At 73.1% G+C, this 19631-nt stretch carries 16 protein-coding genes and 1 pseudogene; 7 read left to right on the top strand and 10 right to left on the bottom strand.

Translation table 11 applies throughout. From position 1 onward, the window contains the following. The first annotated feature begins 5 nt into the window (after positions 1 to 5). The gene (locus tag ACZ5D2_RS24765; protein ID WP_468932044.1) at positions 6 to 668 is read left to right on the top strand and encodes a PhzF family phenazine biosynthesis protein; all 663 of its coding nucleotides are present in this window, start codon (positions 6 to 8) and stop codon (positions 666 to 668) included. Positions 669 to 838: 170 nt separating this feature from the next. Here ACZ5D2_RS24765 and ACZ5D2_RS24770 read toward each other — a convergent pair whose 3' ends face one another. After that, positions 839 to 1486, bottom strand: a complete 648-nt coding sequence (locus ACZ5D2_RS24770) for a biliverdin-producing heme oxygenase (RefSeq protein ID WP_371678774.1) — start codon at positions 1484 to 1486, stop codon at positions 839 to 841. A 139-nt stretch (positions 1487 to 1625) separates the two neighbouring features. Continuing rightward, positions 1626 to 2483, bottom strand: a complete 858-nt coding sequence (map, locus tag ACZ5D2_RS24775; protein ID WP_371678775.1) for a type I methionyl aminopeptidase — start codon at positions 2481 to 2483, stop codon at positions 1626 to 1628. A 59-nt stretch (positions 2484 to 2542) separates the two neighbouring features. Here map and ACZ5D2_RS24780 point away from each other — a divergent pair, with 59 nt between their 5' ends. Further along, complete coding sequence (locus ACZ5D2_RS24780; protein ID WP_371678776.1) at positions 2543 to 2779, top strand: hypothetical protein; 237 nt, start codon at positions 2543 to 2545, stop codon at positions 2777 to 2779. Between the two features lie 49 nt (positions 2780 to 2828). Here ACZ5D2_RS24780 and ACZ5D2_RS24785 read toward each other — a convergent pair whose 3' ends face one another. Further along, positions 2829 to 3434, bottom strand: coding sequence for a hypothetical protein (locus ACZ5D2_RS24785; protein WP_371678777.1), 606 nt, complete (start codon positions 3432 to 3434; stop codon positions 2829 to 2831). A 93-nt stretch (positions 3435 to 3527) separates the two neighbouring features. Here ACZ5D2_RS24785 and npdG point away from each other — a divergent pair, with 93 nt between their 5' ends. Beyond that, positions 3528 to 4232, top strand: a complete 705-nt coding sequence (gene npdG / locus ACZ5D2_RS24790) for an NADPH-dependent F420 reductase (RefSeq protein ID WP_371678778.1) — start codon at positions 3528 to 3530, stop codon at positions 4230 to 4232. A 55-nt stretch (positions 4233 to 4287) separates the two neighbouring features. On the opposite strand, the gene ACZ5D2_RS24795 is transcribed toward npdG, so the two are convergent. Then, complete coding sequence (locus ACZ5D2_RS24795) at positions 4288 to 6333, bottom strand: TerD family protein (RefSeq protein ID WP_468932051.1); 2046 nt, start codon at positions 6331 to 6333, stop codon at positions 4288 to 4290. A gap of 210 nt (positions 6334 to 6543) precedes the next feature. Between ACZ5D2_RS24795 and ACZ5D2_RS24800 the strand changes: the two genes are divergently transcribed. Together ACZ5D2_RS24800 and ACZ5D2_RS24805 are read left to right on the top strand one after the other, a co-directional pair. Further along, complete coding sequence (locus tag ACZ5D2_RS24800) at positions 6544 to 6735, top strand: hypothetical protein (RefSeq protein WP_371678780.1); 192 nt, start codon at positions 6544 to 6546, stop codon at positions 6733 to 6735. 155 nt (positions 6736 to 6890) lie between these two features. After that, positions 6891 to 7208, top strand: a pseudogene (locus ACZ5D2_RS24805) (class I SAM-dependent methyltransferase); the annotation flags it as partial. 78 nt (positions 7209 to 7286) lie between these two features. On the opposite strand, the gene ACZ5D2_RS24810 reads toward ACZ5D2_RS24805, so the two are convergent. After that, positions 7287 to 8087, bottom strand: coding sequence for a site-2 protease family protein (locus tag ACZ5D2_RS24810; RefSeq protein WP_371678781.1), 801 nt, complete (start codon positions 8085 to 8087; stop codon positions 7287 to 7289). A 61-nt stretch (positions 8088 to 8148) separates the two neighbouring features. Between ACZ5D2_RS24810 and ACZ5D2_RS24815 the strand changes: the two genes are divergently transcribed. Beyond that, positions 8149 to 11817: an AfsR/SARP family transcriptional regulator gene (locus tag ACZ5D2_RS24815; protein WP_468932056.1), complete on the top strand. Its 3669-nt coding sequence runs from the start codon at positions 8149 to 8151 to the stop codon at positions 11815 to 11817. Positions 11818 to 11879: 62 nt separating this feature from the next. Here the strand turns inward: ACZ5D2_RS24815 and ACZ5D2_RS24820 are convergent, their stop codons facing one another. The 3 genes from ACZ5D2_RS24820 to panB form a co-directional block, all read right to left on the bottom strand. Then, on the bottom strand, positions 11880 to 12731 hold the full coding sequence (locus tag ACZ5D2_RS24820) for an ABC transporter permease (protein WP_371678784.1): 852 nt from the start codon (positions 12729 to 12731) through the stop codon (positions 11880 to 11882). After that, positions 12728 to 13738 (bottom strand): ATP-binding cassette domain-containing protein, encoded by a 1011-nt coding sequence (locus ACZ5D2_RS24825; protein ID WP_468932059.1) that lies wholly within the window; start codon positions 13736 to 13738, stop codon positions 12728 to 12730. The genes ACZ5D2_RS24820 and ACZ5D2_RS24825 overlap by 4 nt, the downstream gene beginning before the upstream one ends. Positions 13739 to 13877: 139 nt before the next feature. Continuing rightward, positions 13878 to 14738 carry a 3-methyl-2-oxobutanoate hydroxymethyltransferase gene (gene panB, locus ACZ5D2_RS24830; protein WP_266838742.1) on the bottom strand — a complete coding sequence of 287 codons (861 nt, stop codon included), beginning with the start codon at positions 14736 to 14738 and terminating at the stop codon, positions 13878 to 13880. Positions 14739 to 15044: 306 nt separating this feature from the next. Between panB and ACZ5D2_RS24835 the strand changes: the two genes are divergently transcribed. Then, positions 15045 to 16073, top strand: a complete 1029-nt coding sequence (locus ACZ5D2_RS24835; protein WP_371678786.1) for an endonuclease/exonuclease/phosphatase family protein — start codon at positions 15045 to 15047, stop codon at positions 16071 to 16073. Positions 16074 to 16170: 97 nt separating this feature from the next. On the opposite strand, the gene ACZ5D2_RS24840 is transcribed toward ACZ5D2_RS24835, so the two are convergent. Next, positions 16171 to 17925 carry an NAD+ synthase gene (locus ACZ5D2_RS24840; protein WP_371678787.1) on the bottom strand — a complete coding sequence of 585 codons (1755 nt, stop codon included), beginning with the start codon at positions 17923 to 17925 and terminating at the stop codon, positions 16171 to 16173. 69 nt (positions 17926 to 17994) lie between these two features. Beyond that, complete coding sequence (locus tag ACZ5D2_RS24845) at positions 17995 to 19506, bottom strand: DUF4190 domain-containing protein (protein ID WP_468932064.1); 1512 nt, start codon at positions 19504 to 19506, stop codon at positions 17995 to 17997. Between the last annotated feature and the right edge of the window lie 125 nt (positions 19507 to 19631).

Below are 19631 nucleotides of genomic sequence, written 5' to 3' on the forward strand. Positions count from 1 at the left end.
CCCGCGTGAACGATCTGGATGTGATCAAGGTCTTCTGCGCGGGTGACGGCCGGTTCGGCAACCTGCTCGGAGTCGTCCGCGACGGCCGGACCTGCCCCGAGGACGCGGACCGGCAGGCCCTCGCGGCCGAACTGGGCTACAGCGAGACGGTGTTCGTCGACGACCCCGAGCGCGGGGTCGTCGACATCCGTACGCCCGGCACCCGCATGTCCTTCGCGGGCCACCCGCTGGTCGGCGTCGCGTGGCTGCTGGACATCGAGGAACTCCAGCCGCCCGCCGGGTCCGTATGGGCCCGTGACGACGGGGAGTTCACCTGGATCACGGCCCGCCCCGAGTGGGTCACGGGCAAGCGCACCGAGCAGTACGCGAACCCCGCCGAGGTCGACGCGCTGCCCGCACCGCCGCCCGGCGAGGGCTGGCTGTACGCGTGGGCCTGGGAGGACGAGACCGCCGGGCGGATCCGCGCCCGCGGCTTCCCGCGCCGCCCCGACGGGGCCATCACCGAGGACGAGGCCACCGGCTCGGCGGCGATCCTGCTGACGGCCCAGCTGAACCGCGCCCTGAACATCACCCAGGGGGCCGGCTCCCAGATCCTCACCGCCCCGGGCCCCGACGGCACCGTCGAGATCGGCGGCCGCGTCCGCTTCGCGGAGCCCCGCCAGCCCTAGGGCCTCCGTCGAGTCCCGATCACCCCATCGTGGGCTTCGCCGTCTTCGCCGCCCTCCACCGCGGGACCCTGACGCCACTGCTCGAACACGGGTTCCGCTGGTGTCACTTCGAGGGGTGAAGCGTCAGCCCTCCGGCCGGGCCGGAGGGCTGATTCCCCGGGGGGCGCGGATCAGGCGCTCAGCCGGAACTGCTCGCCCAGCTCCCGGAAGACCGCGCCGTTGAAGTCGAAGGCGCGCTTGCACTCGTCGATGATCCGCTGCTTCTCCAGGTCGTCCGCGGCGATCGCGTCCAGCAGCTCGCGGTAGGTCCGCTTGAAGGCGGCCGGGTTCGCGATGTCCGCGAAGACGTAGAACCGCACGCCGTCGCCCTTGCGCTCGAAGCCCCAGGTGCGCTCCGCCTTGTCCCGGATGATCTGGCCGCCCGAGAGGTCGCCCAGGTAGCGGGTGTAGTGGTGGGCGACGTACCCGCCCGGCCAGGAGGCCGCGCACTCGGCCACGCGTGCCGCGTAGGCCGCGGTCGCGGGCAGCGCCACGACCGACTCGCGCCAGCCGGGGCCCAGCAGGTGGGCCAGGTCGCGCTCGATCTCGGCGACGCGCATCAGCTCGGGACGGATGAAGGGCCCGGCCACCGGGTCCTCCCGGAGCGCTCCGGCCGCGTCCTCCAGCGCCCGGTACACGAACCAGAGCTGCTCGGTGTAGCGGGCGTACGCGTCCACGCCGAGGCGGCCGCCGAGCAGGTCGCTCATGAACGTCGAGGTCTCGGCTTCGGTGTGCTGCTCATGCGAGGCGACACGGATGACCGTGGAGAAGGCGTCCAAGGCGGACCTCCGGAAAGAGGAATCGGGCGCGGCGGCACGGTGCCGCCACGCCCGATCTTCCTGCTTAGGCTTGCCTAAGTCAATGCGTTCCCGACGTCCTGTCGGTAAAAAACGGCCCGGCCGCGGACCGTCTCCCGCGCTAGGGAAGGGTCAGGATCTCGGTCCCCGAGTCGGTCACCACGAGCGTGTGCTCGAACTGCGCGGTGCGCTTGCGGTCCTTCGTGACGACCGTCCAGCCGTCCTCCCACATGTCGTACTCGTGGGTCCCCAGCGTCAGCATCGGCTCGATCGTGAAGGTCATGCCGGGCTCGATGACGGTGGTCGCGTGCGGGCTGTCGTAGTGCGGGACGATCAGGCCGGAGTGGAACGAGGAGTTGATCCCGTGCCCGGTGAAGTCGCGGACCACGCCGTACCCGAAGCGCTTCGCGTACGACTCGATGACCCGGCCGATGACGTTGATCTGGCGGCCCGGCTTGACCGCCTTGATCGCCCGGTTCAGGGCCTCGCGGGTGCGCTCCACCAGCAGCCGGGACTCCTCGTCCACCTCGCCGCACAGGTAGGTGGCGTTGTTGTCGCCGTGCACCCCGCCGATGTACGCGGTCACGTCGAGGTTCACGATGTCGCCGTCCTTCAGGACGGTCGAGTCGGGGATCCCGTGGCAGATGACCTCGTTGAGCGAGGAACACAGGGACTTCGGGAAGCCCCGGTACCCCAGCGTCGACGGGTAGGCGCCGTGGTCGCACATGAACTCGTGCGCGACCCGGTCCAGCTCATCGGTGGTCACCCCCGGGGCGATGTGCTTGGCGGCCTCCTCCATCGCCCTGGCGGCGATCCGGCCGGCGATGCGCATCGCCTCGATGGTCTCGGCCGACTGCACCTCCGGTCCGGTGTACGGGGTGGGCATCGGCTTGCCCACGTACTCGGGCCGGCGGATGTTACCGGGAACGGAACGGACGGGAGAGAGCTCGCCTGGTACGAGCAGCGACTGGCCAGACATGCAAGCGAGTGTATCCAGCGGGTATGGGGCAGCATGGCGGACAGAGGAAGGAGCCGACGATGGCCCTGTTCAAGAAGCGCCAGGTGGGAAAGCCCGGCGAGTGGTTCTACTGCCTGGTGCACAAGAAGGTCGAAGAGGGCCCGGAATGTCCGGCCAAGGACCGCTTCGGCCCGTACGCCACGCCCGAGGAGGCGAGGCACGCCATGGAGACGGCGCAGGAGCGCAACCTCGAATGGCAGAACGATCCCAAGTGGAACGACAAGACCCGCGAAGACGAAGAGGGCACGACTCCCTGACCGGCTCCCTGATCCCCTGACCCCCTGCGGCCCCCCGCCCCCCTGCCCCTCACCAGCGGCTGGGGGGCGGCGCGGTCAGCTGGTCGGCCAGCCGCGCCAGCCGCTCCCGCAGCCGCCGCGGTCCGCGCCGCACCGGCAGGCCGTTCTCCCCGGCCGCGGCGCTGACCAGGTGCTGCACCGTGTCCAGGTCCAGTTCCGCAGTGGCGGCGGGCACCGACAGCGCGTCGTGCGCCAGCGTGCCCAGATCCGGGTCCCCGCCGTCCAGGGACAGTACGGTCGCCCCCGCCCGGCGGGCGTCGTGGACCCGCTCCAGTAGCCCGGCGCCGGGCCGCTCCGGCGCCACCACCAGCAGCGTGTGCCCGCGCCGGGCCCCCTCCAGCCGGCCCAGCCCCGCCGAGAGGTGCGGCGGCGCGTCCGGCCGCACGTGGTGGCGCACCAGCGTCGGCGCCAGCTCCGGCAGCCCCGACCAGGCGGCCTCGTCCACCAGGTGGGCCGCCAGGTGCCAGGGCTCGTACTGCTCGGTGCCCACCAGGAGCAACGGCCCCCCCGACGGCACCACGGACCGCCGCAGCGAACCGGCGAACCGCCGCGCCTCGCCGGGCCAGTGCGTCCCGGCGAGCACTTCGCGCAGCAGCGCGACCCTCACGGCATCCATGGCGGCATCCTGCACCACACGGGCGGACACGGGGGGCGTACCGGCACTTCCCACCCCTTCGGACCTGGCGTACTCGGCAGTACCCTCGCCCCCATGACTTCCTCAGACAGCACGCAGAAGCCGCCGGCCAAGGACCCCTGGGACCTGCCGGACGTCTCGGGCCTGACCGTCGGCGTCCTCGGCGGCACCGGCGACCAGGGCCGCGGCCTCGCCTACCGCCTGGCGCGGGCCGGCCAGAAGGTGATCATCGGCTCCCGCGCCGCCGACCGCGCACGCGCCGCCGCCGACGAACTCGGCCTCGGCGTGGAGGGCGCCGACAACGCCGAGTGCGCCCGCCGCAGCGACATCGTGATCATCGCGGTGCCGTGGGAGGGCCACGCCAAGACCCTCGAAGCCCTCCGCGAGGACCTCGCGGGCAAGCTCGTCGTCGACTGCGTCAACCCGCTCGGCTTCGACAAGCAGGGCGCCTACGCCCTCCGCGTCGAGGAGGGCAGCGCCGCCCAGCAGGCCGCCGCCCTGCTGCCGGACTCCCGCGTCACCGCCGCCTTCCACCACCTCTCCGCCGTCCTCCTCCAGGACGCCTCGGTGGAGGAGATCGACACCGACGTCATGGTCCTCGGCGAGTCCCGCGCCGACACCGACCTCGTCCAGGCCCTCGCGGCCCGCATCCCGGGCATGCGCGGCGTCTTCGCGGGCCGACTGCGCAACGCCCACCAGGTCGAGGCCATGGTCGCCAACCTGATCTCCACCAACCGCCGCTACAAGGCCCACGCCGGCCTCCGCCTCACCGACGTCTGACCCCCCCCTCCCGGGGCCGCGCGTCCGCAGCGGGGCCCCGGGCGGCGGTTCAGGTTCAGCCCCTGCGCCCGGGACGCGCCTCCAGGGTCCCCAGATGGGCCAGCACACCGTGGTGGAACCGCTCCACGGCGTCGTCGACGCTGCGGATGAACCCGGACTCCGCGTTGCCCCTGGTGGTGCCCGTTCCCTTGACGAGGGTCAGCCGGAATCCGGTGAGCTGCGCGCCGTCCTTGGGCAGCAGGTCCGCCGGCTCGGGCCGCAGCCTTTCCAGGGTGCCGCGCGGCCCGTTCGTCCCCTCCACGAGGCTCTCCACGTGCAGATCGGCCGGGGCATCGGCCAGCAGCCGCAGCAGGCGCTTCGTCGTGGACAGCGGATAGGAGCCGGCCGGTGCCGGAACGTCCACGGAGGTACGGACCTTCGCCGTCCGCAGGTCCGCCGTCACCGCGATGACCCGTTCCGTCCCCTCGATCCGAAGTTCAGCCGTCAGCCGGCCCTCGGAGCAGAGCCTCTCCGCCGCCGCCACCCGCCTGGCCAGCGGATCGCTGCCGCGCCGTGCCCGCTGAACCGGCAGCGCCTTCTGCCCCAGCTCTCCGCCGAGGCGCAGACAGACCTGGCGGATCAGCCGCTCCCAGCTCTCGACGACCTCCACCGCACGCGGATCGCCGATGGTGAGGGTCTCGTCGTCGATCCCCCTGCGCACGGGAACCCACGAGGGCCCCATGTTCTGGAAGCCGTGGCAGCCGGAGTTCTCGTGCTGGAGGTACTCCAGAAGTTCCTGCAGCAGCCAGGCGTGGGCGGCGTTGGCCACCCCCTCGTGCCGGATCAGCATCTGCGTCTGGTGGGTCACCTCCGCCCACGACAGGTGCCACAGGCTCACCTTGTGCTTGCGCCGGCGGTCGATCTTGACGTCCACCACGGGGGCCCCGTCGAGCGCCACGTCGTTGGAGAGCGTGATCACGGCCTCGTAGCCGCGGCGCGCGGCGATGTCCACGTACTCCTGCACCTGCTCGGCCTTGAGCGGATTCCCGTTGGTCTTGGTCTCGACGAGCGCCGTCCACAGCTTGCCCGCGCGCTCGACCCGGATCACGCCGTCCGGGCGCCGGGGCGTCTCGCCGTGCGGCAGGGACACCTCGGTGAAGGTCTGCATCCGCCCGGCGGGCGCACCGAACCCAGCGGTCAGCCGACGGCCCAGCTCCGGCACCTGCGCCATGACGGCCAGCAGCACCGAGGTCGCACGCACCTCGCGTTCCCGGTCGCTCTTGAGGGCCGGGACGGGGAAGAGCCGCGCGGGCCGCCAGGAGTCGTTCTCGGCGAGGGTCTTTCCGGCCGCCTTGGGGAGCGTGACCTTCTTCCTGGTCGTACGGGCGCTCCTGCCGCGGGTCTGCGTCGGAAGGACGGGCACCGCGGGTTCCCCGGGCACGTCGAGGGTGCCTACCGGGTCGGCCACGGGGTCCGCGGCGTTCTCGACGGTTTCCCTGACGAGGTCCTCGTCAGTTGCCCCGGGGGCCTTCTCCATGGCGTCCGGGGCACCCGTCGAGGAGTCCGCAGCGCCGTCGGCCTCCTCGACCACGACGCCGAAGTCCGTGGCGAGTCCGGCCAGCCCAGTCTCGTATCCCTGTCCCACGGCGCGGAACTTCCACTCCTCGCCGCGCCGGTACAGCTCCCCGAAGATGAAGGCCGTCTCCACGCTCGCGTCGTTGATGGAGAATCCCACCAACGGCTCACCGGACCGGTCGGTGACCGTCATCCGCAGATCGTCGAGGTCGCCGAAGCGGGCGCCGCCGTACTGGCTGGCCGCCACCACGATCCGGGCCACATCCTTGGGTACCGCCGTCAGATCGACACCGATGCGGTCCTCGTCGCCGCTGTCGGTGGGGGTCTTCCCCAGGAGCTGCACGCTCCCGTCCGGGGCGGCGGGATTGTTGTAGAAGTAGAAGTCGTTCTCGCTGCGGATCTTGCCGCTCTCGTCCACGAGCAGCACGGAGACATCCGCGTCCCCGGCACCCGACGCGCTGGTCCAGCTCAGACTCACGACGACCGAGCCGACGTCCTCGCTGAGGGCGTTCAGACCAACGTTCGCACCCTTCTGGATCTCCTGCATGGTGTTCCCCCCACCCGCCCGGATCCGCCGGTCCGTGCGAACCGGGACGCGGGCGCTTGCTCTTCGCTCGCACGATCTGTTCGGCGCGCCGGGCGAACCGTAACCGGGAGCAGTGCGGAAGATCAGGCAAAGCGGGAAATCAGCCCCTCGACGATGGGGGACACTGGAAGGGTTCGACCCCCTTCCAGTGTCGCCGAGGAGCTGTTCCGGATGCCCCGCCTTGCCGTGTTCGCCGTTGTCGTCTGCCTCCTGGCCGTGGCCGCCGCCGTGGTCGCCTTCGTGGAGGGCAGCTTCCTCGGAATCGTCTGGGTGCTGCTGGCCGGGCTGACGTCCAACATGGCCTGGTTCTACGTGCGCAAGGCCAAGGCCGACGAGCAGCGCCGGGCGCAGCAGACCGCCTAGGACCCGCCCGCCGGGCTTGACCCTCACGTGGCGTGATGCCGCATCGTCGGGGGCGTGGAAGAGCACCTGACCGTGGGGCGCGTCGCCGAGCTGGCCGGCGTGAGCGTCCGCACGCTTCATCACTACGACGAGATCGGCCTCGTGCCGTCGTCCGCGCGGACCGCGACGTCACCGCGGTGGAACCGTCGGCCGTCGTGCGGGCGCAGCGGCCCCCGGGCGCGGCGCCGTGCGTGGCCGCCGGTGCGGAGAACCTCCCGTTCGAGGACGGGTCCTTCGACGCCGCGATGGCGGTCAGCACCGTCCACCACTGGCCGGACCCGATCGCCGGGCTGCGCGAGATGAAGCGGGTGGCCCGCCGCGTGGTGGTGTTCGCACTCCGCGACGACCTCGCCTCGGGCCGCTGGGCCGACCGCAACCGCGACCTCGTCGCCCTCGACGCGGCGGAGCTGGGCCTGCGCCTGCTCGTGGCCTGACCCCGGCCGGCGGGGCGGGGGCCATCTGGGGCCCGTCGGCAGAGTGGCGCCCGGTCCCGCCGCTTTGCCGAAAGGACCTCAGCCGCCGGAGACCGTGCAGAGGCCGTCCGGGTCCTGCCAGAAGCGGTACAGGTTGTGGCCGCAGTAGGTCTCCAGCTCCGAGACGCCCAGACCGCGCAGGATGCCGTCCACCGCGCCGAAGAAGAACGCGTTCACCTCCGGGATCCACAGCAGCGCGAAGACCCCGATCAGCGCGAAGGGCGCCAGCGGCGCCAGTTCGCGGCGGGCCCGGTGCGAGAGCCAGGGCTCGATCACGCCGTAGCCGTCCAGCCCCGGGACCGGAAGGAAGTTCAGGATCGCCGCCGAGACCTGGAGCAGCGCCAGGAACGCCAGCGCGAAGCGGAACGTGAACGGGACGCCGTCCAGGGCGTCCAGCCAGAACGGCGCGGTGCAGACGGCCGCGAACAGCACGTTCGTCAGCGGGCCCGCGGCGGAGACCAGGCTGTGCTTCCAGCGGCCCCGGATCCGGTCCCGCTCGATGTACACCGCTCCGCCGGGCAGGCCCAGCCCGCCCAGGATCACGAACACGACCGGCAGCACGATGCTGAGCAGCGCGTGCGTGTACTTCAGCGGGTTCAGCGTCAGGTAGCCCTTCGCGCCGACCGTTATGTCACCGCCGTGCAGGGCGGTGCGGGCGTGCGCGTACTCGTGCAGGCACAGCGAGACGACCCACGCGGACGTCACGAACAGGAACACCGCCAGCCCCGGGCTGGCGGCGTACCCGGTCCACACCGCCCAGCCGGTGACCGCCATGACGGCGACGATGCCGAGGAATACGGAACTGATCTGCCGCTCGCCGCGGCTGCCCTGGTGACCCATGCGGCGAAACCTATCCCGGTGACCGGGCGGGCCCGGCTCCGGGTCCGGGGACAATGGGCCGGTGCGCTACGCGATCCTCGGTACCACCCAGGCCACCCACGACGACGGGACCACCGTCGCCGTGGGCGGCGCGCGCCTGCGGGCGCTCCTGACCGCGCTCGCCCTGCGTCCGGGGCGGGCGGTACCGGCCGCGCTGCTCGTCGGCGAGGTCTGGGACGCCGACCCGCCGGCCGAGGCCGTGCCCGCGCTCCAGGCGCTGGTGGGGCGGCTGCGACGGGCGCTGGGGCACGCCGCCGTGCGCTCGGGCCCGGGCGGCTACCTGCTGGACGCGGAGCGCGAGGACGTCGACGCCTTCCGCTTCGAACGGCTCGTACGGGCCGCCGCCGACGTGCCGGACCCGGCCGGGGCGGCGGCCCTGTACGACGAGGCCCTCGCGCTGTGGCGGGGCCCGGCGCTGGCCTCGCTGCCCGAGGCGACGGCGGAGGCCGCGCGCTGGGAAGCCGTACGGATGGACGCGCGGCGGGGCCGGCTCGGTGTGGCCCTGGCGCTGGGCGAGGCGGAGGCGGCCCTGCCGGAACTGGCCGAGCTGTGCGCCCGGCAGCCCCTGGACGAGTCCCTGCAGGTGCTGCGGATCAGGGCCCTGCGGGCGGCGGGCCGGCCGGCGCAGGCACTGGCCGCCTACGAGGCCGTCCGCCGTGACCTGTCGGCCCGCCTCGGCACGGACCCGGGCCCCCAGCTCCGCGCCCTCCACGCCGAACTCCTGGACCCGGCCGCGGCGCCGGGCACCCCGGCCCGGCACGATCCCGCCCCGGGCCCCGTCCGGGGGGCCGAGGCGTCCGCCCCGACCGGTGCCACCCCGGCCCCGGCCCCCGACCGGGCACCCCAGCCCCAGCCCCCGCACCCGGCCGCCCCGCACCCGGTAGCCCAGGCGACGGCCGCCCCGCACCCGGTCACCCCGCACCCGGCCGCCCCGGCGACGGCCTTCGCGGCCTGGGGCAAGCCGTCCCGGGGCCCTGTCCACGGGACCGGGGAGTCCGTCCCGGCCCCGCCGGCCGAGGTCGCTGCCGACCCCGCGGCGGCCCGGCCCCCGGGCGGAGCCACCCCGCCGGCCGCCCCGGCGACGGGCACCGGCCGCGCGCACCGGGACCAGCCCCAGCCCCAGCCCCCGGCCCCCGCCGCACCCGCACCGCAGGCCCCCGCCGGGAACCTGCGGGCGCGGCTCACCTCCTTCGTCGGGCGGGAGGGGGACATCCGCGTGCTCGGGGAGGACCTCGGGCGGGCCCGGCTCGTCACGCTCCTCGGGCCCGGCGGGGCCGGCAAGACGCGGCTGTCCCAGGAGGCCGCCGAGTGGCACGCCCCCCGCTCCGGGGCCTGGCCCGACGGGGTGTGGCTCGTCGAGCTCGCACCCGTGGACGACCCCGAGGACGTCGCCGAGGCCGCCCTCGCCGCGCTCGGCGCCCGTGAGACGAAGCTGCGCGGCGCCGCCGCCGAGGAACTGCGCGCGCTCACCGAGCGCGCCGGGGACGCCCCGCTCGACCGGCTCGCCGAACACTGCTCCCGCCGCCGGCTCCTGCTGCTCCTGGACAACTGCGAGCACGTCGTCGGCGCCGCCGCCGAACTCGCGGAACGGCTGCTGACCCACTGCCCCGGCGTACAGATCCTCGCCACCAGCCGCGAACCCCTCGGCGTGCCGGGCGAGTTCCTGCGCCCGGTCGAACCGCTGCCCGACCCCGTCGCGCTGTCGCTCCTCGACGACCGCGGATCCGCCGTACGGCCGGGCTTCAGCATCGCCGACGACCCGGACGCCGCGTCCGAGATCTGCCGCCGCCTCGACGGACTGCCGCTGGCCATCGAACTGGCCGCCGCGCGGCTGCGGCTGCTCACCCCGCGCCAGATCGCCGACCGGCTCGACGACCGCTTCCGCCTCCTCACCGGCGGCGCCCGCACCGTCCTGCCCCGCCAGCAGACCCTGCGTGCGGTCGTCGACTGGTCCTGGGACCTCCTCGACGCCTCCGAACGGGCCGTCCTCGCCCGGCTGTCGGTCTTCGCGGGCGGCTGCGACCTGGCCGCCGCCGAAGCCGTCTGCGTCGAGCCGGAGGACACCCTCGACGTCGCCGACGTCCTCGGCTCCCTCGTCGACAAGTCCCTCGTCGTCGCCGAACCCGACGAGCGCGTCGGCGGGATGCGCTACCGCCTCCTGGAGACCGTCGCCGAGTACGCGGCCGAGCGCCTCGACGGGTCCGCCGGCGACCGCCCCGCAACCGAGCGCCGTCACCTCGTCCACTACCGCGAACTCGCCCGCACCGCCGAGCCCCTGCTCCGCGGCCACGGCCAGCGCGCCGCCACCGAGCGGATCACCACCGAGTACGAGAACATCCGTACCGCCCTGCGCTGCGCCGTCGCCGGCCGGGAAGCCGACGAGGTGCTCTGCCTCGTCCACGCCCTGAGCTGGTACTGGCACATGCACGACCTGCGCACCGAGTCCCGCCACTGGGCCGAAGCGGCCGCCGCCCTGGGCCCCGACCCCTTCGCGGCGCCCGTGACCCCCGCCGAGCCCGTGTACGAGCAGCTCGTGGCCTCGCCCCCGCCCTACTCAGACGAGGCGCTCGCCGAGGCCTGGCGGGCCCTGCACCTGGTGCGGCTGGCCTCCCGGGACCAGAGCAGCGCCGGCTGGGACGCCCCGGAGGTCCGCGCCCAGGTCAAAGGCGTCCTCGCCGCCTACCGGCCCGGACTCCCGCAGACCTGCCGCACCCCCGGCTCCCTGTGGGTCTACGCCGTCATGATCACGGGCGATCCGGGGCTGCTCCAGCGCGTCGTCGACGAGACCGTCAGCACCGCCCGCGCGCTCGGCTACCGCTGGGAACTGGCCACCGCCCTCCAGCTCCGCGCCAACATCCTCGCCAACCGCGCCGACTGGGCGGGCGACGCCACCCGCGACGCCGAGGAGAGCCTGGCCCTCTTCCGTGAACTCGGCGACGCCTGGGGCTGCGCCGAGGCGCTCTCCGCGCGCGCCGAGGCCCTGGAGAAGCGCGGCGAGTTCGCCCTGGCCGGGCAGTGCTACGCCGAGGCGGTCGCCTACGCCGAACGCCTCGGCGCCAAGGCGCAGGTGACGGTCCTTCGGGTGAGGATGGCCGGAGTGCTCGCCGAGGGCGGCCGGACGGAGGAGGCCGAGGAGCTCCTCGACGAGATCACCGCCACGGCGCAGAGCTACGGCAACGAGGCCGTGCCCGCCGCCCGGATGTTCCTCGCCGGCATCTTCGGCCGCACGGGCCGGATCCCCGAGGCGCGCGCACAGCTGCAGAGCCTGCGGGAGGAATTCGCCTTCGGGGCGTTCGCCGTCTTCGACGGGTTCCTGCTGGGCACCATGGCCTGGCTCGACAACCAGGAGGGGCTGTACGCGGAGGCCCTCGAACGGCTGCGCCCGGCCATGGGGATGGTCCAGGACCCGATGGCCCGGCTGATGGCCCCGCACATGCCGGCGGTGTACCTGCTGATCGCCGCCTGCTCCCTGGTCTCGCTGGGCGGCTCCGGCGGCGCGTACGACGGCGCGCGGCTGATGGGGGCCTACCGGGCGCTGCTGCCGCCCGAGCACTTCTCCGTGGCCACCGAACGCGAGGACGCCGCCCGCACCGAGGAGCTGGCGCGGGCGGAGCTGGGGGACGCCGGGTACGAGGCCGCGTACGCCGAAGGCGGCGGCCTCACCCTGGAGGAGGCCACCGCCCTCATCTGATCCCCCGCCGTCCCCCGTGGGGTCCGTCCGGGACGCGATCCGAACGGACCGGCCGGCCTGGATCAGGTCTTCTGGCGGAACTTGCGGACGGCCAGCGGCATGGTGACGGCGGTGAGGCCCACCGACCAGGCCAGGGTGATCCACACGGAGTTCCCGAGGGGGGTCCCGTTGATCAGGCCGCGGGCCGCGTCGGCCAGGTTCGAGAGCGGGTTGACGTCCGTGAAGCTCTGGAGCCAGCCCGGCATCGTCGTCGGCGGGGCGAAGATCGAGCTGCCGAACTGGAGCGGCATCAGCACCAGCATCGCCATGCCCTGCACGGCCTGGGCGGTCTTCATGGTGAGACCCAGCAGGATGAAGATCCACATCAGCGAGGCGCCGAAGACGGCCGACAGCCCGATGGCGAGGAACAGGTCCAGGACCGAGGACTTGATCGACAGTCCGAGCAGGAAGCCCATCCCGAGCAGGATCGCGATGGCGACCATCATCCGGCCGAGCTCGACCACGATCTTGGCGATGAGCACCGAGGAGCGGGCGATCGGCATGGACCGGAACCGGTCCATCACGCCCTTCTTGAAGTCGTCGTTGACCCCGGTCCCGACACCCATCGCGATGTTCATGCCCATCATCGCCATCAGGCCCGGGACCACGTAGTTGACGTATTCGCCCTGGTTGCCCTTGCCGGAGATCGCACCGCCGAAGACGAACACGAACAGCAGCGTGAAGATGATCGGCATGAACAGGACGTCGAACATCGACTCAGGGTCCTGCTTGATCTGCAGGACGTTGCGGCGGGCCAGGGCGCCGATGTGCCGCAGGTTGCCGCGCAGGCCGATCCGGCTCTCGGCCGGGTGCGGCGGCCCGGCGGCCGGGGAGGCCGCCGGGGTGCTGGGCTTCGTCGTGGTTACGGTGCTCATGCCGCGACCTCCTCGGTCTGCTCGGTGGAAAGGGAGTCCTCGACGCTGGGCTTCTGGCCGGTGATGGACAGGAAGACCTCGTCGAGGCTGGGCAGGTAGGTGCCGATGTCGGAGATGGCGTACCCGCGGGCCGCCAGCAGGCCGACGACGGCGGTCAGCTGCTCGTCGGCCAGGATCGGCACCAGCAGCGTCCCCTCGTCCGGGACGGCCTGGGAGCCGGCGACGCCGTCCAGCCCGGTCTCGGCGAGGGCGCGGGCCATGCCCGGCAGGTCGGCCGGATCGGCCGGCCGGATGCGCAGGGTGCGCCCGCCGACGCGCGCCTTCAGCTCGTCGACCTTCCCGTTGGCGATGACCTTGCCGCGGTCGATGACCGTCAGCTCGCTCGCGAGCTGCTCGGCCTCCTCCATGTACTGGGTGGTGAGCAGCACGGTGGCGCCCTCGGCGACCATCCGCTGCACCTCGTCCCACACCTCGTTGCGGGTACGGGGGTCCAGGCCGGTGGTCGGCTCGTCCAGGTAGAGCACGGCCGGGCGGCCGATCATCGAGGCCGCCAGGTCGAGGCGCCGGCGCATGCCGCCGGAGTAGTTCATCACGGCCTTCTTCGCGGCCTCGGTCAGGGAGAACCGCTCCAGCAGCTCGTCGGCGCGGGTCCGGGCGTCCTTGCGGGACAGGTCCAGCAGCCGCCCGATCATGTAGAGGTTCTCCCAGCCGGAGAGCTTCTCGTCGACCGAGGCGTACTGGCCGGTCAGGCCTATGGTGCGGCGCAGCTGCCGGGGCTGGCGGACCACGTCGAAGCCCGCGACCCGGGCGGTGCCGGCGTCCGGGACGATCAGGGTGGACAGGCAGCGGACCAGGGTGGTCTTGCCCGCCCCGTTGGGGCCGAGGACACCGAGGACGGTGCCTTCGCGCACGTCCAGGTCGACCCCGTCGAGGGCCTTGGTCTCGCCGTAGTGCTTGACCAGTCCCCGGACCTCCACGGCGTGGGGAGCGTTGTCGTTTCGCGTCATGTCCACCATGGGACCACCCGCCGCTGACAAAGCTCCGACAGCCGACCGACAGGTGACCGACGGGAAGCCGACGGCCCGCCGACGTCGTGTCGGCGGGCCGTCGGTCACCACCCGGCGGGGCCGCGCGGCCCCGGCGGACTCAGTGGAAGGCGTGCTCCGGCTGCGGGAACGTTCCGCCGACCACGTCCTCGGCGAAGGCCTTCGCCGCGTCCGTCATCGTGCTCCGCAGGTTCGCGTACTGCTTCACGAACTTCGGCATCTTCCCGCCGGTCAGGCCCATCATGTCGGTCCACACCAGGACCTGCGCGTCGCACTCCGACCCGGCGCCGATACCGACGGTCGGGATGTGCAGGGACCGGGTGACCTCGGCGGCCAGCTCGGCCGGGACCAGTTCCAGGACCACCGCGAACGCGCCCGCGTCCTGCGCTGCCTTGGCGTCGCGCAGCAGCTGGTGCGCGGCCTCGTCGCTGCGGCCCTGCACCCGGTAGCCCATGGCGTTCACGGACTGCGGGGTCAGGCCCAGGTGGGACATGACGGGGATGCCGGACTGCACGATCAGCTCGGTCTGGGCCAGCGACCGCTCGCCGCCCTCCAGCTTGACCGCGCCGACCCCGGCCTCCTTGACCAGCCGGGTCGCGCTGCGCAGGGCCTGCACGGCGCCTTCCTGGTACGAGCCGAAGGGCAGGTCGCCGACGATCAGGGCCCGGCTGGTGCCCCGTACGACGGCCGCCGACAGCAGGGTCATCTCGTCCATCGTCACGGGGACGGTGGTCTCGTAGCCGAGGTGGCAGTTGCCCATCGAGTCACCGACGAGCATCACCGGGATGCCGGCCTCGTCGAAGACGGACGCCGTCATGGCGTCGTAGGCGGTGAGCATGGGCCACTTCTCGCCGCGCTCCTTGGCGAGGGCGAGGTCGCGGACGGTGATGCGCCGGGTGCCCGCACCTCCGTACAGGGTGGGGGAGGAGGCTTCGCGGGCAGGCGAAACGGCGTGCGTCATTGCAACTGCTCCTTGTGTCATCTCGAGGCGCCCTCACGGCGTCCCCGGACTCACCCACCATGGTGGCACCCTCGGCGCCGTGCGCGGAAGTGGCCGGGTTCCGACGCGCTGACCCGTACGTCACACTCCTGGCCCGCCTCCGGGCGCGCACGAGCCAATGTGCGCGTTTCGTGACAAGCGGAACCCTTGCCGCACGGCCGTTCGTCCTCCCGGTCGTACGGCCGCGAGGACGGCACGGAAGGCTCCGTACATCGCCTAGGGTCAAGGGGCGGAGACGGAGCGCGAGCACGGCAGCGAGGACATGGCATGGCACAGGCGTACATGACGGAGACGGGGAACGGCGGCGCAGAGCCCGGACCCTCCGGATCCCGTCTCCGACGCCGACTGGCCGGGCTGCGCCACGACCGGGGCATCTGGCGGCGCGGGATCGTCACCGCCGCCCTGGCCGCGCTGATCTCCCTGATCATGATCTTCCACGCGGAGCTGCCCAACGACATCGGGAACCTCGGCAGCCTCACCGAGACCTTCCTGCCCTGGCTGGGCCTGGCCGTGCCGCTGCTGCTGGTCGCCGCCGTGGTCCGCAAGTCCGCCACCGCGCTGATCTCGATACTGCTGACCGCCGTGGTGTGGGTGAACCTCTTCGGCGGGCTGATCACCGACAAGTCGGGCGGCGGCGGCAACCTCATGGTCGCGACCCACAACGTCGACGCGGACAACCCCGACCCGCGCGGCACCGCCGCGTCCGTCGCCAAGTCCGGGGCGGACGTGCTGGCCCTGACCGAGCTCACGGGCGACGCCGTCCCCGTCTACGAGAAGGCCCTGGCGGACACGTACAAGTACCACGCGGTCGAGGGCACCGTCGGCGTGTGGAGCAAGTACCCGCTGACCTCCAGCAAGCCCGTCGACATCCGCCTCGGCTGGACCCGCGCCATGCGCACCACCGCGGCCACCCCCTTCGGCGAGGTCGGCGTCTACGTCGCCCACCTGCCGTCGGTGCGCGTCAAGCTCAACGCCGGGTTCACGGCCAACCAGCGCGACAACAGCGCCGACGCGCTGGGCGCGGCCCTCGCCTCGGAGGGGCTGAAGAAGGTCGTCCTGCTCGGCGACCTCAACGGCACCATGAACGACCGCTCCCTGTCCGAGGTCACCTCGCAGATGCGCTCCACCCAGGGCGCGGCCGGCCACGGTTTCGGCTTCAGCTGGCCCGCGCAGTTCCCGATGGCCCGGATCGACCAGATCATGGTGCGCGGCATCAAGCCGGAGGCCTCCTGGACCCTGGCCCGCACCGGCAGCGACCACCTCCCGGTGGCGGCCCGGCTGACCGTCCGGCCGTAGCCCGTCGCCTGTCGCCCGTCGCCCGGTCCACGCCGAGGGCCCCGGCCGCTCCTCTCGGGAGCGGCCGGGGCCCTCGGCGTACATACGGGCGCAGGAGCTACGCGTGCTCGCGCCAGCCGTTGGTGATGGGCAGGCGGCGGTCCTTGCCGAAGCCCTTCGCCGAGATCTTGGTGCCCGGCGGGTACTGGCGGCGCTTGTACTCCGCCGTGTCCACCATGCGCAGGGTCTTCGCGACCAGCTCGCGGTCGAAGCCGGCCGCGACGATCGCCTCCAGGCCCTGGTCGCGGTCCACGTACAGCTCCAGGATCGCGTCGAGCACCGGGTAGTCCGGCAGCGAGTCCGTGTCGACCTGCCCCGGGCGCAGCTCGGCGCTCGGCGGCTTCACGATCGAGTTCTCCGGGATCGGCGGGGTCTCGCCGCGCTCGGCGGCGGCCCGGTTGCGGTACTCGGCGAGCCGGAAGATGTCCGTCTTGTAGACGTCCTTGATGGGGCCGTAAGCGCCGACCGAGTCCCCGTAGAGGGTGGAGTAGCCGACGGCCAGCTCGGACTTGTTGCCCGGGGCCAGCACGATGTGTCCCTCCTGGTTGGAGACCGCCATCAGCATGGTGCCGCGCAGCCGGGACTGGAGGTTCTCCTCGGCGAGGCCGGTGAGGCCCAGCGAGCCCATGTACGCGTCGAACATCGGCTCGATCGGGACGGTCCGGAAGTTCAGGCCGGTCCGCTCGGCCAGGTCGGCCGCGTCGCCCTTGGAGTGGTCCGAGGAGTACTTCGAGGGCATCGAGATGCCGTACACGTTCTGCGCGCCGATCGCGTCGCAGGCGATGGCCGCGACGAGGGCGGAGTCGATGCCGCCGGAGAGGCCGATCAGGACGGAGCGGAAACCGTTCTTCTTGACGTAGGCGCGCAGGCCCACGACGAGCGCGTCGTAGATCTCCTCGTCGTCGTCCAGGCGGTCGGCGTAACCGCCGGCCACCACCGCCTCGGACGGGGCCGGCGGCTCCTCGGAGAGGATCACGCGGTCGATGCGCAGGCCGTCGTCGACGACGCCCTCCGGGGCGTCGGACCGCGCGGCCGGCAGGTCGAGGTCGACGAGGACGCAGCCCTCGGAGAACTGCGGGGCGCGGGCGATGACCTCGCCGGCGGCGTCCACGACGATCGAGTCGCCGTCGAAGACCAGCTCGTCCTGGCCGCCGATCATCGCCAGGTACGCCAGGGTGCAGCCGGCCTCCTGGGCGCGCTTGCGCACCAGTTCGAGGCGCAGGTCGTCCTTGTTCCGCTCGTACGGGGAGGCGTTGATCGAGACCAGCAGCCCGGCCCCGGCGGAGCGGGTGGCGGGCACCCGGCCGCCCTCCTGCCAGAGGTCCTCGCAGATGGCCAGCGCCACGTCGACGCCGTGCACCCGGATGACCGGCTGCGTGTCGCCCGGAACGAAGTAGCGGAACTCGTCGAAGACGCCGTAGTTGGGGAGGTGGTGCTTGGCGAAGCGCAGGACGACCTCGCCCCGGTGCAGTACGGCGGCCGCGTTCTCCGGGGAGCCGGCGGGCCGGCCCAGGCGGGGCGCGGCCTTCTCGGTGCGGTCGAGGTAACCGACGACGACCGGCAGCTCGCCGAGACCCTCCTCGGCGAGCCGCCGCGCGAGGTCGCGCAGCGCGGCGCGGGAGGCCTCGACGAAGGAACCGCGCAGGGCGAGGTCCTCGACGGGGTACCCGGTCAGCACCATCTCCGGGAACGCCACCAGATGGGCGCCCTGCTCGGCGGAGTGCCGGGTCCAGTGGACGACCGAGTCGGCGTTCGCGGCGATGTTGCCGACGTGCGAGTCGATCTGATTCAGAGCGAGGCGTAGTTGAGGCACGGGGCCCAGTGTAATCGTCTTTCTGACGCGATGTCCTGGGCCCCGGGTGCTTTCACAGGGTCGGATGCGTCACCCGACGGGTCCGGTGAACTTCGCGTCCGGCATCAGGATGCCGGGGGAGAGCTCGGCGCTGACGCTGCGCGTGCCCTCGGGGACCTCGAAGGCGGCGGTGCCGGTGGCGGACTCGCCCGGCTGGATCGTGCCCTGGATCCGCTTGGGCAGCCGGCCGTCGAAGACGAGCCTGCCCTCGGCTCCCTTGTCGTCCGTGAGGCTGGGCATGGCGTAGATGACGTCGTGGGGCTGCTTCGAGGTGTTGGTGATGGTGAAGGACACCTCCACCGCGTTGCCGACCGGCAGGTACTTGTTCGAGCTGACGTACTGCTTCGGGACGGAGAGGCTCACCTTGATCCCGTTCGGGTACGTGAACGTCTGGCCGAACGCGATCGGCGTGCTGATGCCGGGTCCCGTGGAGGGCATGTCGGGCGGCAGGGTGAAGCCGGACGGGGAGGACCGGGGGCGCGGGGACGCGTCCGGGTCGTACTCCGGGTCGTACTGGGGGTCGTCGTACCAGTCCGTGTCCTGGTGGTGGTCGGTGCGGTCCCGCGACGTGTCGACGATGGCCATGGTGAAGAGGAACCCGCCGACGGTGGCGGCGAGGCCCAGCAGGCCGAGGGCGATGCCGACGATGGACATCACCTTGCGCGGGGCGCCGCGGTTGGCGCGCACCAGGCCGGCGATGGAGATGCCGATGCCGGTGAGGGCGATGCCGGCGCCGGCCCAGAACACGAAGGGGACCAGGCCCACCCCGACGGCGAGGGTGGAGAGGATGAGGCCCGCCACGGCCTGGCCGTTGGAGGGCGCGGCGGGTGCGACGGGGTAGCCGGGGACGCCGTGGCCGTAGCCGGGGTGGCCGTGGGCGGGGTGGCCGGGGCCGGCGAATCCCGGCTGGCCGGGCGCTCCGTAGCCGGGGCCCCCGTAGCCGGGGTGCCCGCCGGGCGGCGGCGGGGCCCAGGCGTTGGCCGGAGCGCCGTACGCCCCCGCGTCGGGCGCGGACGGGGCGGCCGGGACGGGGGTGACCGGTGCGAACGCCGACGGGGCGGGCGCGGGCTGCGGGGCGCCGGGGCCCGGGGTCGCCCAAGGATCCGCAGGCGCGGCGGGGGGTGCGGCGGGCATCCCGGCCGGGGGTGCGGCAAAGGGCGCGGCGGGCGTCCCGGCCGGGGGTGCGGCGGGAGGCGGGGTCTGAGACGGGGCGGGCTGCGGCGACGCGGCCGGGGCCGCGGGGGCCGTCTCGGGGGCGGGCGGCGCCTTGTCCAGGGAGGGGGTGGGGGCCTCGGGGGCGGGCGGCGCCTTTTCCAGGGAGGGCTTGGCCGCTTCCGGGGCGGCGGGCGCCTTTTCCAGGGAGGGCTTGGGGGCCTCCGGGGTGGCCGGGGCCTTGTCCGGGCGCGGCTCGGTCGCCTCGGGTGCCGGGGTCGTCCCGGGCGTCGCCGGAGCCGGGGCCTTCGCCAGGGACGGCCCCGGCGGCGGTATCGGCGTTCCCTCGGGCTCGGTCGGGCGGTCGGGCGGGTTCGGGGGCGTGCTCATGCCTTGCGGAGTCCCTCGGAAGTGCGGTGTACGGCGTACAGGGGCCTGCGCCAGCCTGCCACGCGCTCCGCCCGCCTCCAACCGGATACCCCGTCCGGCCCCGGCCCCCGGGGGAAATCGACCGA

The sequence above is a fragment of the Streptomyces sp. NPDC031479 genome (genome assembly GCF_055581065.1).

Bases quoted from the DNA above. Each gene is read 5' to 3' on its own strand.
- map (WP_371678775.1), bottom strand. From the start codon at position 2,483: ATGTCTGGCCAGTCGCTGCTCGTACCAGGCGAGCTCTCTCCCGTCCGT.
- ACZ5D2_RS24780 (WP_371678776.1), top strand. From the start codon at position 2,543: ATGGCCCTGTTCAAGAAGCGCCAGGTGGGAAAGCCCGGCGAGTGGTTC.
- ACZ5D2_RS24785 (WP_371678777.1), bottom strand. From the start codon at position 3,434: ATGGATGCCGTGAGGGTCGCGCTGCTGCGCGAAGTGCTCGCCGGGACG.
- npdG (WP_371678778.1), top strand. From the start codon at position 3,528: ATGACTTCCTCAGACAGCACGCAGAAGCCGCCGGCCAAGGACCCCTGG.
- ACZ5D2_RS24795 (WP_468932051.1), bottom strand. From the start codon at position 6,333: ATGCAGGAGATCCAGAAGGGTGCGAACGTTGGTCTGAACGCCCTCAGC.
- ACZ5D2_RS24800 (WP_371678780.1), top strand. From the start codon at position 6,544: ATGCCCCGCCTTGCCGTGTTCGCCGTTGTCGTCTGCCTCCTGGCCGTG.
- ACZ5D2_RS24810 (WP_371678781.1), bottom strand. From the start codon at position 8,087: ATGGGTCACCAGGGCAGCCGCGGCGAGCGGCAGATCAGTTCCGTATTC.
- ACZ5D2_RS24820 (WP_371678784.1), bottom strand. From the start codon at position 12,731: ATGAGCACCGTAACCACGACGAAGCCCAGCACCCCGGCGGCCTCCCCG.
- ACZ5D2_RS24825 (WP_468932059.1), bottom strand. From the start codon at position 13,738: ATGACGCGAAACGACAACGCTCCCCACGCCGTGGAGGTCCGGGGACTG.
- panB (WP_266838742.1), bottom strand. From the start codon at position 14,738: ATGACGCACGCCGTTTCGCCTGCCCGCGAAGCCTCCTCCCCCACCCTG.
- ACZ5D2_RS24835 (WP_371678786.1), top strand. From the start codon at position 15,045: ATGGCACAGGCGTACATGACGGAGACGGGGAACGGCGGCGCAGAGCCC.
- ACZ5D2_RS24845 (WP_468932064.1), bottom strand. From the start codon at position 19,506: ATGAGCACGCCCCCGAACCCGCCCGACCGCCCGACCGAGCCCGAGGGA.